The sequence below is a fragment of the Methylophilales bacterium MBRSF5 genome (genome assembly GCA_001044335.1).
Classification (GTDB): Bacteria; Pseudomonadota; Gammaproteobacteria; order Burkholderiales; family Methylophilaceae; genus BACL14.
Genome location: CP011001.1, coordinates 1,151,703 through 1,165,740 on the forward strand (window position 1 = coordinate 1,151,703; position 14,038 = coordinate 1,165,740).

The following is a 14,038-nucleotide window of genomic DNA, read 5'->3' on the forward strand; positions in this document are numbered from 1 at the left end:
TTCTATCGGTTCTTCGTATTGATAACCATATGGAACAGTTGCCACACTAACTCCTGCATTATTTGCAGCCTTAATATCATTACTCGAGTCACCAACCATTAAAGTTTCCATTCCTGTAACATCTAATTTTTTTCTCACAAAATCAATTGAAAATTGATGAGGTTTCTTGAACTCCATTTCATCACCGCAAATTATATAATCAAAAAATTTTTCAAAGCCTGATTCTTCTAAAATTAAATATGTATGACACGATGGCTTATTAGTTACACAAGCTAATTTAATTTGTTTATCTTGTAAAAATTGAAGTGTACTTTCAACGTCATCATAAGGCTTGCTTTGTTTTGCAATCTTTTTATAAAAATCATTAAACAACTTTAAAGCCTTATTTTTTTCTATATGCCCTTTTTCATTTGATGCCAATAATGATTGATTAACTAAATTATCAACCCCTTTGCCAATAAATTTTCTAATTGTATTAAACGAAAGAGATTTAAAATTTAAGGCTTGTAAGGTCTGATTCATAGCTACAGCGATTTCTGGAGCAGTGTCAAACATTGTTCCATCAAGGTCAATGAGAATAGCTTTTAATTTTTTGTTTGATATTCCAGTGGTCATATTTTTTTAAGCACTGGCTAATGAGTCTCTCAATTGTTTAATAATGGTATTGTATCGATTTGGGTCGTTATCATTAGCTGCACCAAAAACTGCCGATCCTGCAACAAAGGTATCAGCCCCTGCTCTTGCAATATCAGCAATATTATTGGCATTAACCCCACCATCAATTTCTAACCAAATCTCTCTTCCTGTTTCTTGCGTATAAGCATCAATTTTTTTTCTTGCTGCTTTTAATTTTTCTAAGGCAGAAGGAAGAAATTTTTGACCTCCAAAACCAGGGTTGACAGACATCAATAACACCATGTCAACTTTATCCATGACATAGTCCAAGTAGTCAAGGGGAGTTGCTGGATTAAAAACTAATCCAGATTTACAGCCTTGGTCACGAACTAAAGATAAACTTCTATCGATATGATTTGAGGCTTCAGGATGAAAGGTAATGATGTTTGCGCCTGCTTTAGCAAAATCTGGAATAATTCTATCCACCGGCTCAATCATCAAATGAACATCAATTATCGCATCTGTGACAGGACGAATTGCTTCACATACCAATGGACCAATAGTTAAATTGGGAACATAGTGGTTATCCATTACATCAAAATGAACGATATCAGCGCCTGAAGTAATTACATCACTGACCTCTTGTCCTAATTTCGCAAAGTCTGCAGACAAAATACTTGGCGCAATCCTAAAGTCTTTACTCATACTTTTAATCCTTAATATCTAATTAGTCATGTAAAATAAACATTTTAACTGCTTTTACATAATATTAGTAACAACGTAAACAAATTTCGCGACGATCTACATGAAAGTAACTGTCCTTGGCATTAACCATAAATCTGCTCCTGCCTCGCTAAGAGATAAATTTGTTTTTAATCAAGACTCCTTAACAAAATCATTAAATGAATTTAAAGCTAATTTAAAAACTGGAGTTCTAATTTTATCAACCTGCAATAGAACAGAAATATATTCATCCGTGTCAAATGATAAAGTTTTACGAGAATGGCTGTGCAAACATCACAACGTAAAAATAAAAGAAATTAATGATCATTGTTATTTTTTAAAAGGATCGGCAGCACTTCGACATGCCATATCCGTTGGAGCGGGTCTGGATAGTATGATTATTGGGGAACCTCAAATCCTTGGCCAGGTAAAGCAAGCTTATCGTATATCTGAAAATGGCAGTTTACTAGACAACAATTTAATACCTTTTTTTAGCAAAGTGTTTGAGTTATCAAAGATAATTCGCTCAAAAACCCAAATAGGTACCAATTCAACTACCATTGCATCCGCTGCCGTTAGACTGATTACAAAAATTTTTGGAGCCATCAGTGACCTTAATATTTTATTCATTGGTGCAGGAGAAATGAATGAATTAAGTGCAAAATACTTTGCAAAATATTCCCCAAAAAAATCCACAATAGCCAACAGGACTCTAGATAAGGCATCCAAGCTTGCAAAAAAAATTAATGGTGATTCATGTTTAATCAGTGACGTTGAAAAAATCATTCATCAATATGATGTTGTAGTGTCATGTACTGGCAGTCAATTGCCCATCATAGGGCTTGGTATGATCGAAGAGGCTATCAAAATAAGAAAACATAAACCCATGTTCTTTGTCGACCTGGCTGTTCCAGCAGACATTGAAAAAGAAATAGAAAACCTTGATGATACCTTTTTATACAACTTAGATGATTTGGCGATGTTAGCCCAAGAAGGCATAGATCTACGCACACAAGAACTTGAAAAAGCTTTTAGACTTCTTGATAAACTTTTAAATGATTATCTAAAAAATCAAAACACAAAAAATGTTCCTCTGACTATTTCACTAAAAAATCTTTTTGATGATACAAAGTCTAAAGAGCTTGAAAAAGCGATTAAAGAAATTCAAAAAGGTATTGATCCAAAAGAGGTATGCGAAAAACTTGCCAGGAACCTTACTAAAAAATTACTTCATTTTCCAACGAAATCTATTAATGAAGATAAAAATAACGCCAAGCTAATTAAACAAATATATAAGTTAAAGGATTAACTAATGAAAGACTCCATGAAGAATAAATTAGAAAATTTAATCCTAAAATATGAAGAATTAAATAATAAATTGAGCTCGGAAGGAATCACTTCTGATTTAGATTTATTCAAAAAAATATCAAAAGAACATGCTGACCTAACACCTATTATCGAAACTTATTCGGGATATAAAAAACTCGCCCAGAATATTGAAGAAGCAAAAGAAATGTTATCCGACCCTGAGATGAAAGAGTTTGCTCAAGAAGAAATTGATAACAGCAAAGATGAAGTCATAAATTTTGAATCAAAATTACAAACACTTTTGATACCTAAAGACCCGAATGATGATAAAAATATTTTCCTAGAAATCAGGGCTGGTACTGGCGGTGATGAATCTGCTTTATTTGCTGCAGATCTTTACCGAATGTACACGCGTTATGCGGAAAGAAATAATTGGAATGTTCAAGTAATTTCAGCAAATGAAAGTGGGCTTGGAGGTTACAAAGAAATTATTGCAAAGATTAACGGAGACGGAGCTTACTCAAAGCTAAAATTTGAATCCGGGGGGCATCGTGTGCAACGTGTTCCTGACACAGAAACACAAGGAAGAATTCATACCTCTGCATGCACTGTTGCTGTACTGCCTGAGGCGGATGAAATTGAAGATGTAGATGTCAATCCTGCAGACATCAGAATAGACACATATCGTGCATCTGGCGCCGGTGGACAACATATTAACAAAACTGATTCTGCAGTTAGAATTACTCACGAGCCAACTGGAATTGTAGTTGAATGTCAGGATGATCGCTCACAACATAGAAACAAAGCACAAGCGATGAGTATTCTTGCAGCAAAAATAAAAGACAATCAAATTCAAGCTCAGCAATCCCAACGGGCCAGTGAAAGAAAAAGTTTGATCGGTAGCGGGGATAGAAGTGAAAGAATAAGAACATACAATTTTCCTCAAGGAAGAATTACTGATCATCGTATTAATTTAACTCTCTATAAGATAGATTTTATTATGGACGGTGATCTTGAAGAAATGATCAATGCTCTCTCTCTTGAGCACCAAGCATCACTTCTGGCTGAAGAAAATGAGTAATGACTTCAATCAGTCTTAGTCAATTAAAACATGAGTGTACACAATTATTATCGGATAATTTAAAAATTTCATCTAGAGAAATATCTTTAGAAGTAAATCAAATTTTACTGTTTGTCCTGAAAATAGATAACTCTCAATTGCTTTTAAAAAAAACAATAAGCAAAGCTCAATATGAAAAAATTAAAAAATTTGTCAGTGTCAGAGCATCAGGAAAACCCCTCGCCTACATTTTTAAAGAATGGAGTTTCTATGGGCGATCTTTTTATATTAACTCATCGATGTTAATTCCCAGACCTGAGACAGAATTAATTATTGATATATTGAAAGAAAAAAATATCTTAAATGATAATGTCGAGCTTTTAGATTTGGGTGCTGGCAGTGGATCAATTGGCATTTCAGCTAAATTAGAAACAAAAAACAAAGTAAATCTTCATTTAAGTGATATTTCGAAACGTTGTGTTCATGGTATTAAAAAAAATCTACAAAAATTTGACATACAGGCCAACGTTTATTTAAGCAACTGGTTTGAAAATATTCCGAACATAAAATTTGATGTCATTATCTCTAATCCACCCTACATTTCTTATAAAGATCCTCATTTAAATGAACTTCACTTTGAACCGAAGCGAGCATTAGTATCAAAAAATGACGGGCTTGCTGATATTCATAAAATTATTAAAAATAGTACTCACTATTTAAATAGACAAGGCTTAATGATTATTGAACATGGATATAATCAAAAAGATGAAGTACAAGAGATTTTTAATAGGTATAATTTTAATCAAGTAGAATCTTATAAAGATTTATTAGGCTATTACAGAATCACTAAAGGGTTATTTTCTTAAATTGGGTAAATCGGTTGGCATTGTAGAGTCAAAAATATTTCATTGTAAGGATGAGCTGGCACTGGTTTGTGGCAAAAAGCTCAGTGAATTTGATTTAATTTATGAAACCTATGGTAAATTAAATAAGAACAAAACAAATGCTATCTTTATTCCTCATGCCCTATCAGGAAATCACCACATAGCTGGCAAATATCATAAAAATGATAAATATTCAGGGTGGTGGGATAACATGGTTGGACCAGCCAAGCCTATAGACACAAATAAATATTTTGTTATTGGTATTAATAATCTTGGCGGTAACGATGGTTCTACATCTGCAAAATCAATAAACCCAAAAACAAAAAAAGTATGGGGATCTTCATTTCCTATTTTAACAGTGAAGGATTGGGTTGCCTCTCAAAAAAAATTAATTAATAGTTTAGGTATTGAAAAACTATATGCAATTGTTGGAGGAAGTTTAGGTGGAATGCAAGCTATGCAGTGGTCCATTGACTTTCCTGATGCAGTTGAAAAAATTTTATGTATTGCTGCAGCTCCCAGTCTTACCGCACAGAATATTGCATTCAATGAGGTTGCCAGACAAGCCATTCTTCAAGATGATGAATTTTATAAGGGTAATTTTTATGAACAAAAAACAAAACCAAAAAAGGGGCTTCGAATAGCTAGAATGCTTGGTCACATTACCTATCTGTCAAATGATTCTATGGACAAAAAATTTGGAAGAAAATTAATTCAAGGAAAATATAACTATAATTTTCAACAAAATTATGAAATAGAATCCTATTTAAATTATCAGGGTGATAAATTCGCAATGACTTTCGATGCAAATACCTATCTACGAATGACTAAGGCGCTTGATTATTTTGATCTAGAAAAAAATTTCAAAAATAAATTATCAAAAGTATTTGCAAAAATAAAAGCTAAATATTTAGTTGTTTCATTTTCAAGTGACTGGAGATTTCCTCCATCACGATCTAAAGAAATTGTAAAAGCTCTCTTGGATAATAATATCAATGTCACATACGCTGAGATTGAAGCTGAAACAGGGCATGATGCATTCTTGTTAGAAAGTGAGCATTATCATAATACTGTCAGGAACTATCTAAGGTCTTAATATGAATAGACTCGATTTTATTAAAATTTCTGAGTGGATAGAACCTAATAGCAAAGTATTAGATTTGGGTTGTGCCGATGGAGCTTTATTGAAATATTTACAAGCAGAAAAAATGACTGCTGGCTATGGCATCGAAATCAGTCCAGCAAATATTGAAAAGGGAATTAAGAATAAAATAAACATTATCCAAATGAATCTTGAGGATGGTTTATCTGTTTTTGATAATCAATTTTTCGATACAGTTATTTTATCTCAGACCCTACAAGCCATGGTCAATATTGAAAAGATTATGGATGAAATGAAAAGAGTTGCAAAAAACATCATTGTTTCATTTCCTAATTTTGGTTATTGGAAAAATAGATTGCAAATCATAAATGGCAAAATGCCAAAGTCATCAGATTTACCTCATGAGTGGTATAACACTCCCAATATTCATTTGTGTACAGTGAAAGACTTTTATGATTTATGCGAAAAAAAACGTTTAATTATTGAAGATCAGTTATTTCTTACTCAAAATCAATCAATCAAATATTTTTCTAACTTAAGAGGGTCAATTGGTATTTTTAAATTAAGCAAATAGCCAATGAATAAATACCTAAAAGTTCTTCTTAATAAAAAAATGGGCATATGTTGCCTGACAGGTTTTTCTTCTGGCCTGCCACTTTTTATCTTAATTAGTTTAATACCCGCTTGGTTAAGAATTGAAAATATTGACTTAAAAGTTATCGGATTATTTTCTCTTATTCAGTTACCTTTTACCTGGAAGTTTATATGGGCTCCGATATTTGATCGATATAGAATTTTAATGGGCCGGCGGCGAGGGTGGCTTATTGTTTTCCAAATTTTATTACTTTTATCAATATCATCACTAGGTTTTTTCAATGCAGCTATAGATTTAAAAACAATCGCTTTAATTTCATTTTTAATTGCAATCTTTAGCGCAAGTCATGATGTCGTTATTGATGCTTACAGAAGAGAAATTCTGGATGATGCTGAACTCGGTATAGGAAATGCAATTCATGTAAATGCTTATAAAATTTCTAGTTTGATCCCAGGATCTCTGTCACTTATTCTTGCAGATATGATCTCATGGCAAAATGTTTTCCTCATTACTTCCCTATTTATGTTGGTTGGAATTGGGATGACCTTAACTGTCAAAGAACCTGACACACAATATATTCAACCAAAAAATCTTAAAGATTCTGTTATTCAACCTTTTATTTCTTTTTTCAAAAAAAATGGCAGGGAAAATGCTTTGTATATTTTGTTATTCATATTTCTATACAAGCTGGGTGATAGTATGGCGACGGCATTAGTTACTCCATTTTACATTGATCTCAATTTTTCGATGACCGAGATAGGAATTATTGCGAAAAATGCAGGGCTGTGGGCAAGTGTGATTGGGGGCTTTCTTGGTGGGATTTGGATGATCAAAATTGGTATTAATAAGGCGCTTTGGATTTTTGGTTTCCTCCAGCTTGTTACAATCATTCCATTTATTGTCTTATCAATGGTCGGGCATAACCTAATTTTATTAGGCATTACAGTCGGTTTAGAATCTTTTGCAATGGGTTTAGGCACAACAGCATTAATTGCTTTTATATCCAAACAGACTGATCCTAGATATACAGCAACTCAATTTGCCTTGTTCACAAGCCTTGCGTCTATCCCAAGATCCATCACCAATGCTTCAACAGGCTTTGTAGTGGAATCACTAGGCTGGACAAATTTCTTTTATTTATGTTTTTTGCTGGCCATCCCTGGAATGTTATTGCTTCTGAAAGTTGCTCCTTATAAATTAAAATCATAATCCACTATCAATGGGGAATGATCACTAAATCGTTCTTCCTTGTAAACTAGAGCATCTTTTATTTTGAAGTTAAAGCTAGGTGATGTCATTTGATAATCAATCCTCCATCCAACATTATTTGACCAGGCCTGACCCCTGTTGCTCCACCATGTATAAGCCAACTCTTCTTCATTAGGATAAACATTTCGATAAGTATCTTTCCAACCTATTTCCTCTATTAAATAAGTTATCCATGCCCTTTCTTCAGGTAAAAACCCGGAATTCTTTTTATTGCCTCTATGATTTTTTAAATCGATCTCTTTGTGAGCAATATTTAAATCACCACATAGAATTATTTTTTCTTTTTTTTGAGTTTTAAAATTTAAAAATTTAGTCATAAATTTAAGAAAATCAAATTTTATTTCTTGACGAATATCGCCACTTGAACCGGATGGAAAATATGAAGAGATTATGGATAAATCATCGTAAATTAATTCAATATATCGTCCTTCATCATCAATAGTGTCAAAATTCAATTTGGTAATTATTTTTTTTGGTTTAATTTTTGTATAGATACCTACACCGCTATATCCAGGCTTCTGAGCATATGAAAAATACCCAACATACCCATTAATATTAAGCATTTCTTCGGTCATATCTTTCTCTTGAGCCTTAAGTTCTTGAATGCAAATAAAATCAGCATCTTGTAATCGCATCCATTCAAAAAATCCCTTTCTTAAAGCAGATCTGATACCATTTAAGTTGACTGTTATAACTCTCATATATGAATACACTTTCTGAACAATTTATCAATTTTACCATTTCAAATCAGATACTTAAATTTGGAGAATTTAAAACAAAAGCAGGAAGAATTTCTCCTTATTTCTTTAATATGGGTCTTATCAATAACGGTAAGGATTTGAAAGAATTAGGAGAGTTTTACAGGGATCTCATTAAAAAAAATAATATTACTTTTGATTTATTGTTCGGTCCAGCATACAAAGGAATATCGATAGTCAGTGCAACAGCAATAGCGTTTGGAGATGCAAAGATAAACTTTGCTTTTAATAGAAAAGAAGTAAAAGATCATGGTGAGGGAGGTCAAATTGTTGGGTATCCAATTCAAGGTGATGTGATCATCATTGATGATGTTATTTCTGCTGGTACTGCTATTCGTGAATCAATAAATATTATTAAAGCACACGGGGGAAATCCAAAAGCAATTATCGTGGCCATTGATCGCCAAGAAAAAGGACAAGGTCCTGAAAGTGCAATTCAAGAGGTTAAAAATGATTTCAATATTGATGTTTTTTCTTTGATAAATCTTGATGATGTTATAGATTTCATCAAGAAAAATAAGGAATTGAATCAATACTTAGAAAAAATTGAAAATTACCGAAGTGTTTATGGGGCCTAAAGTTTATTCAGCTCATCTTTTAGGATTTCACTGACCTGTCCTGGGTTTGCCTTCCCTTTGGATAATTTCATTACCTGTCCGACAAGCGCATTAAAGGCTTTGTCCTTACCAGATTTAAATTGTTCAACCATGACTTGATTATTTGCAATAACCTCCTGAACCAATGGAAGAATCGCTGATGAGTCACTCACTTGCTTAAGCCCCAAGGACTCAATAGATTGATCAACATCAACTTTTGGATTATCCCAGAGCAGTTCAAAAATTTTCTTCGCCGCATTATTTGAAATAGTCTTGTCCATTATCCGACGAATAAGCAATACAAACTGATCTTTATTAATTGGGGAATCATTGATGCTTAATTCGTTATCATTTAATTTTGCAAATAAATTTCCCACAATCCAATTCGCTGTAATTTTTGGATCTAGTCCTTCAGAAATCAGGGATTGAAAAAAATCATACGTTTGCTTATTGGATGTGAGGATTGAAGCATCAGCATCATTTAATTTAAAATCCTTGACTAACCTTTTAATTGATACCTCAGGAAGTTCACCCAAAGTGGATCTAATATCATCCATATCTTCTTGGGTAATTTTTAGAGGAAGCAAATCTGGATCAGGGAAGTAACGATAGTCATTAGCCTCTTCCTTAGATCTCATAGCTCTCGTTTCACCGGTGTCAGGATTGAATAAAACTGTGGATTGAACTATTTCATTTCCATCCTCAAGCTGTTCAATTTGCCAATTCACTTCGAAATTGATTGCTTGCTCCATATTTCTAAATGAATTTAAATTTTTAATTTCCCTACGTGTGCCGAGCTTCTCGTAACCACTCGGCTTAACAGAAACATTTACGTCACATCGGAAGCTACCCTCTTGCATATTTCCGTCGCAAACTCCAATCCATTGGACCAGATTGTGTAATTTTTTTGCATAGGCAATTGCTTCTTGAGCGGAGTTCATATCAGGCTCTGTCACAATTTCGAGCAAAGGAGTCCCTGCACGATTTAAATCGATACCTGTTTGATTATTTAAGATTCCATGGACAGACTTGCCTGCATCTTCTTCAAGATGAGCACGCAGGATTCTAATTTTTTTATTATCACCAATTGTTAAAAAACCATTATTCAACACAGGTAATTCAAATTGACTTATTTGGTAACCTTTAGGCAGATCAGGATAAAAATAATTTTTTCTAGCAAAAACAGAATGCTCAGCAATGTCAGCATTCACAGCCAAACCAAACTTAATGGCTTTTTTGACAGCTTCTTTATTAAGTACCGGAAGAGTTCCAGGATAGGCAAGGCTGACTAAACAAGCATTTTCATTGGCTGGCATGCCAAAAGAAGTGGAGGCGCCAGAAAAGATTTTTGTCTGGGTGGTTAACTGTACGTGAGTTTCTATGCCTATTACAATATCCCAGCTCATACAGCAGCCCCTGGAGTTTTTTGATGCCAATGAGTTATCTGCTGATATTGGTGTGTAAAGTTTAATATCGTGGCCTCATCGAAATAGTTTCCAATCAGCTGAAAACCGACAGGCATCTTGTTTATAAACCCTGCCGGAGAACTGATCGCAGGAAGTCCGGCTAGATTCGTTGAAATTGTATACATATCCTGCATGTACATTGAGACAGGATCTTCTGTTTTGTCACCAATTTTAAAAGCTGTTGACGGGCAGGACGGAGCCAAAATTAAATCACATTCTTTAAAGGCATTTTTAAAATCATCAGCTATTAGTCTTCTAATTTTTTGTGCTTTCAAATAATAGGCATCGTAATATCCAGCGCTAAGAACATAAGTACCCACTAAGATTCGTCTCTTAACTTCCTCTCCAAATCCCTGCTCTCTAGTTTTTAAATACATTTCTTCAAGATCTTTAAAGTCTTTCGCTCTGTATCCAAACTTCACTCCGTCATATCTGGATAGGTTACTTGAGGCCTCTGCTGGCGCAATCACATAATAGACAGGTATTGAGAGATGTGAATTGGATAGTGAAATTTCCTTGAAGTTAACTCCCATTTTCTGATAGGAATCGATCACTTGCTCTAATACAATCTTCACTTCCTGATTTAAATCATCATTAAAGAACTCTTTTGGTAGACCAATTGTTTTCCCTTTAATTGGATTATCAAGATTTTTTGGATAATCAGGAATTTTCTGATTGATTGAGGTCGAGTCTCTTGTATCATGGGCTGCCATGACTTTCAGCATTAACGCACAATCTTCTGCAGATTTTGCGATTGGGCCAGCTTGATCAAGACTGGATGCAAAAGCAATCATCCCAAAACGAGATACTAAACCGTAGGTCGGTTTTAAACCTGTAAGGCCACATAAAGATGCTGGCTGTCGAATAGATCCACCCGTGTCAGTTGCTGTTGCAGCCGGAGCCATACCGGAAGCTACAGCAGCTGCACTTCCTCCAGAACTTCCTCCTGGAACATAATCTAAATTCCATGGATTCCTAACTTCGCCATAGTATGAAGTTTCATTTGACGATCCCATAGCAAATTCATCCATGTTGGTTTTACCAATATTGACTGCACCGCATTGGTTGAATAACTCGATCACTTTGGAATCATAAGGTGAATAAAAATTATCAAGCATTTTGGAGCCACAGGTTGTCTTCCAACCTTTGGCGCAAAAAATATCTTTTTGTGCAATTGGTATTCCCGTCAATTCATTCATATTATCTTGACTAATTCTCTTGTCAGCATCGCGTGCTTGTTGAAGACTTTTATCTTCATCAATGGTAATGAAAGCATTAATTTTAGGATTAGATATTTTTATTTCATTTAAAAAAAACTTGGTGAGCTCCTCGCTTGAAAATTTTTTACTTGATAGTCCCAAATTTAATTCTTTTAAAGATAAATTCTTCATAAATTTACTCAACGACCCGAGGAACTATAAAATAATCATCATTAGATTCTGGGCCTAACTCTAAGAAATCATTTTTTTGATTTTTTTCCGTGACCACATCTTCTCTGAGTGGCTGAGTGATATCAAGGGCATGTGACATGGGGTCAATGTTATCGGTATTCACTTTCTGCATGGAATCAATTAGCTTAATAATTCCATCTAATTTGGCAAGAATAATTTCTTCATCTTTTGAATCAATTTTAATTTTTGCTAAATGACTCAGTTTTTTAATATCTTTGTCTGTTAGGGCCATAAATATAAGGATATAATGTTCAGAATGCAGTATTATACATGGACAAAAGTATTCATAAATAGTTTGTAAGACATAATTTAATCATGAAGAATTTTTTAAAAAACCTCTTTTCTGAACAAGACATGGCTATTGATCTTGGTACGGCCAATACTTTAATTTACGTTAAAGGTAAAGGAATCATTTTAGATGAGCCTTCCGTTGTTGCAATGCGATATCAAAATGGTCCAGCTGGATCTCAACCTAAAACAGATATTCTTGCAGTTGGAGCCAAAGCAAAAACCATGCTTGGTCGCTCACCACAAAATATTACTGCGATCAGACCGATGAAAGATGGTGTTATTGCTGACTTTAATGTTACAGAAGAAATGATCAAATATTTCATTAATGAAGTTACTTCAAAAAGTTGGTTTTCCCCCAACCCAAGAATCGTCATCTGTGTCCCCTACGGCGCTACTCAAGTTGAACGAAGAGCAATTCGTGAATCTGCTGAACGTGCTGGAGCAAAACAAGTTTTTCTAATTGAAGAGCCTATGGCAGCCGCTATTGGAGCAGGGCTTCCTGTTAATGATCCGACAGGTTCGATGGTCATTGATATCGGTGGAGGAACTGTTGAAGTAGGTGTAACCTCGCTGGGAGGAATCGTATATGCCATATCGGAGAGAGTAGGTGGTGATAAAATTGACCAGGCGATCATTGATTATATGCGACGCAACTATGGCATGATGATTTCTGAACCCACTGCAGAAAAGATCAAAAAACAAATTGGTAGCGCTTTCCCATTAAATGAAATTTTAGAAATGGAAATTACAGGGAGAAGTATGTCAGAAGGACTGCCTCGTAAGATTATCATCAGTAGTAATGAAATTCTCGAAGCTCTAGCTGAGCCTTTAAATGCAATAATTAGTGCAGTTAAAAATGCACTTGAACAAACACCGCCAGAGCTTGGAGCAGATATTGCTGAAAATGGTATGGTCCTCACTGGTGGAGGAGCCATGCTGAAAAACTTAGATAGGCTTTTATTTGAAGAAACTGGGATCCCTGTATTGGTAGCAGAAAATCCATTAATGTGTGTCGTAAACGGTTGTGGTATGGCTCTTGATGCTTTGGATGAGTTTAAAAATGCGTTTGCAAATGATTAATGTTTTTATCCTCAAAAAAAAGTAAATATAAAACACTTTTCTCAAAAAATGAAATAAATCTTAATCTGTTAATTATTTTATTTATCATAAATTTTTCAATTTTTTCAAGTAATCAGGACAATAGATATCTCAATCAAATAAAAAAATCACTTCAATTTGGACCTCAGTCTATTAGTTTAATTTTTGAATTTGGGGCCAATTTACTTAATGACGTATCAAGCTATTTTATTTTCAAACAAAACCTTCTGAGTGAAAATGAAAAACTCCAAAAAGAAAATGCTGAATTAAAAGCCTATGTTATGCAAATGGCGGATATCGAGTCAGAGAACTATGAATTAAATAATAAATTGAATATCCAAAAAAAATATTTTAAGGAATCCATCATCACCCAAATTTTAAATTTAAATTATCAAGGTCAAAATCATCATTTTTTGGTCGACAAGGGTGAAGTAGATGGTGTTTATGCAGGGCAAATTGTTGTAGATAAATCAGGTATTGTTGGACAGGTTATCGAAGTAAACAATAACAGCTCTGTAATTAGAACAATATTATCCAATCAGCTATATCTCACTGGTTACATCAAATCAGGAAAAAATATTTATCAATCGCTCATCCAAGGTAATGGAAAAAATCTCACCGTAAATTATTTCAACAAAACCAATAAAATTAATCATGGTGACGAAATATTTACTACCGGCGATAATTTGAATATACCTAAAGGCTTGAGAATCGGTAAGATAAAAAAAATTCTTAATACTGAATTGAATGATTTTTATAAACTAATCATTGAACCATCTTCAAACCCATACAAAGAAAGATTCTTAGTGATCGTTAAATAAA

Annotated in this window: 14 protein-coding genes and 1 pseudogene; 9 read left to right on the plus strand and 6 right to left on the minus strand. The window is 33.9% G+C overall.

The annotated features are described in order from the left end of the window. Nucleotides 1-21 precede the first annotated feature (21 nt). Both UZ34_06180 and UZ34_06185 read right to left on the minus strand, forming a co-directional pair. Nucleotides 22-615 (minus strand): annotated as a pseudogene (locus UZ34_06180) (hypothetical protein). A gap of 6 nt (nucleotides 616-621) precedes the next feature. Continuing rightward, nucleotides 622-1,320: a ribulose-phosphate 3-epimerase gene (locus UZ34_06185; protein ID AKO64933.1), complete on the minus strand. Its 699-nt coding sequence runs from the start codon at nucleotides 1,318-1,320 to the stop codon at nucleotides 622-624. A gap of 100 nt (nucleotides 1,321-1,420) precedes the next feature. On the opposite strand from UZ34_06185, the gene UZ34_06190 reads away from it, so the two are divergent. From UZ34_06190 to UZ34_06215, 6 genes are read left to right on the plus strand one after another with little or no spacing between them, the layout of a single operon-like run. Then, entirely contained in the window at nucleotides 1,421-2,647 is a 1,227-nt protein-coding gene (locus UZ34_06190; protein AKO64934.1) for a hypothetical protein, read from the plus strand. 3 nt (nucleotides 2,648-2,650) lie between these two features. Further along, nucleotides 2,651-3,727, plus strand: coding sequence for a peptide chain release factor 1 (prfA, locus tag UZ34_06195; protein AKO64935.1), 1,077 nt, complete (start codon nucleotides 2,651-2,653; stop codon nucleotides 3,725-3,727). Next, on the plus strand, nucleotides 3,727-4,572 hold the full coding sequence (locus tag UZ34_06200; GenBank protein ID AKO64936.1) for a hypothetical protein: 846 nt from the start codon (nucleotides 3,727-3,729) through the stop codon (nucleotides 4,570-4,572). Before prfA ends, UZ34_06200 begins: the two co-directional genes overlap by 1 nt. A 1-nt stretch (nucleotide 4,573) precedes the next feature. Continuing rightward, entirely contained in the window at nucleotides 4,574-5,686 is a 1,113-nt protein-coding gene (locus UZ34_06205; protein AKO64937.1) for a homoserine acetyltransferase, read from the plus strand. Nucleotide 5,687: 1 nt separating this feature from the next. Continuing rightward, nucleotides 5,688-6,266, plus strand: a complete 579-nt coding sequence (locus UZ34_06210; protein AKO64938.1) for a methionine biosynthesis protein MetW — start codon at nucleotides 5,688-5,690, stop codon at nucleotides 6,264-6,266. Nucleotides 6,267-6,269: 3 nt separating this feature from the next. Continuing rightward, on the plus strand, nucleotides 6,270-7,496 hold the full coding sequence (locus UZ34_06215) for a hypothetical protein (GenBank protein ID AKO64939.1): 1,227 nt from the start codon (nucleotides 6,270-6,272) through the stop codon (nucleotides 7,494-7,496). On the opposite strand, the gene UZ34_06220 is transcribed toward UZ34_06215, so the two are convergent. Continuing rightward, the gene (locus UZ34_06220) at nucleotides 7,478-8,257 is read right to left on the minus strand and encodes a DNA-(apurinic or apyrimidinic site) lyase (protein AKO64940.1); all 780 of its coding nucleotides are present in this window, start codon (nucleotides 8,255-8,257) and stop codon (nucleotides 7,478-7,480) included. The two genes, UZ34_06215 and UZ34_06220, sit on opposite strands and share 19 nt — an antisense overlap. A 2-nt stretch (nucleotides 8,258-8,259) precedes the next feature. Here UZ34_06220 and pyrE point away from each other — a divergent pair, with 2 nt between their 5' ends. Beyond that, the gene (pyrE, locus tag UZ34_06225; protein AKO64941.1) at nucleotides 8,260-8,892 is read left to right on the plus strand and encodes an orotate phosphoribosyltransferase; all 633 of its coding nucleotides are present in this window, start codon (nucleotides 8,260-8,262) and stop codon (nucleotides 8,890-8,892) included. Here pyrE and gatB read toward each other — a convergent pair. From gatB to UZ34_06240, 3 genes are read right to left on the minus strand one after another with little or no spacing between them, the layout of a single operon-like run. After that, the gene (gene gatB, locus UZ34_06230) at nucleotides 8,889-10,316 is read right to left on the minus strand and encodes a glutamyl-tRNA amidotransferase (GenBank protein AKO64942.1); all 1,428 of its coding nucleotides are present in this window, start codon (nucleotides 10,314-10,316) and stop codon (nucleotides 8,889-8,891) included. The genes pyrE and gatB overlap by 4 nt on opposite strands. Further along, nucleotides 10,313-11,767 (minus strand): glutamyl-tRNA amidotransferase, encoded by a 1,455-nt coding sequence (locus UZ34_06235; GenBank protein ID AKO64943.1) that lies wholly within the window; start codon nucleotides 11,765-11,767, stop codon nucleotides 10,313-10,315. The genes gatB and UZ34_06235 overlap by 4 nt, the downstream gene beginning before the upstream one ends. A 4-nt stretch (nucleotides 11,768-11,771) precedes the next feature. Continuing rightward, a complete protein-coding gene (locus UZ34_06240) occupies nucleotides 11,772-12,059 on the minus strand; it encodes a glutamyl-tRNA amidotransferase (GenBank protein AKO64944.1) in 288 nt (95 codons plus the stop codon). Nucleotides 12,060-12,142: 83 nt separating this feature from the next. On the opposite strand from UZ34_06240, the gene UZ34_06245 reads away from it, so the two are divergent. Together UZ34_06245 and UZ34_06250 are read left to right on the plus strand one after the other, a co-directional pair. Beyond that, nucleotides 12,143-13,198, plus strand: a complete 1,056-nt coding sequence (locus UZ34_06245) for a rod shape-determining protein MreB (GenBank protein AKO64945.1) — start codon at nucleotides 12,143-12,145, stop codon at nucleotides 13,196-13,198. Next, a complete protein-coding gene (locus tag UZ34_06250) occupies nucleotides 13,198-14,037 on the plus strand; it encodes a hypothetical protein (protein AKO64946.1) in 840 nt (279 codons plus the stop codon). The genes UZ34_06245 and UZ34_06250 overlap by 1 nt, the downstream gene beginning before the upstream one ends. Nucleotide 14,038 lies beyond the last annotated feature (1 nt).

Excerpts from the sequence above, each read along its gene's own strand:
- UZ34_06185 (AKO64933.1), bottom strand. The coding sequence starts at position 1,320 with ATGAGTAAAGACTTTAGGATTGCGCCAAGTATTTTGTCTGCAGACTTT.
- UZ34_06190 (AKO64934.1), top strand. The coding sequence starts at position 1,421 with ATGAAAGTAACTGTCCTTGGCATTAACCATAAATCTGCTCCTGCCTCG.
- prfA (AKO64935.1), top strand. The coding sequence starts at position 2,651 with ATGAAAGACTCCATGAAGAATAAATTAGAAAATTTAATCCTAAAATAT.
- UZ34_06200 (AKO64936.1), top strand. The coding sequence starts at position 3,727 with ATGACTTCAATCAGTCTTAGTCAATTAAAACATGAGTGTACACAATTA.
- UZ34_06210 (AKO64938.1), top strand. The coding sequence starts at position 5,688 with ATGAATAGACTCGATTTTATTAAAATTTCTGAGTGGATAGAACCTAAT.
- UZ34_06215 (AKO64939.1), top strand. The coding sequence starts at position 6,270 with ATGAATAAATACCTAAAAGTTCTTCTTAATAAAAAAATGGGCATATGT.
- UZ34_06220 (AKO64940.1), bottom strand. The coding sequence starts at position 8,257 with ATGAGAGTTATAACAGTCAACTTAAATGGTATCAGATCTGCTTTAAGA.
- pyrE (AKO64941.1), top strand. The coding sequence starts at position 8,260 with ATGAATACACTTTCTGAACAATTTATCAATTTTACCATTTCAAATCAG.
- gatB (AKO64942.1), bottom strand. The coding sequence starts at position 10,316 with ATGAGCTGGGATATTGTAATAGGCATAGAAACTCACGTACAGTTAACC.
- UZ34_06235 (AKO64943.1), bottom strand. The coding sequence starts at position 11,767 with ATGAAGAATTTATCTTTAAAAGAATTAAATTTGGGACTATCAAGTAAA.
- UZ34_06240 (AKO64944.1), bottom strand. The coding sequence starts at position 12,059 with ATGGCCCTAACAGACAAAGATATTAAAAAACTGAGTCATTTAGCAAAA.
- UZ34_06245 (AKO64945.1), top strand. The coding sequence starts at position 12,143 with ATGAAGAATTTTTTAAAAAACCTCTTTTCTGAACAAGACATGGCTATT.
- UZ34_06250 (AKO64946.1), top strand. The coding sequence starts at position 13,198 with ATGTTTTTATCCTCAAAAAAAAGTAAATATAAAACACTTTTCTCAAAA.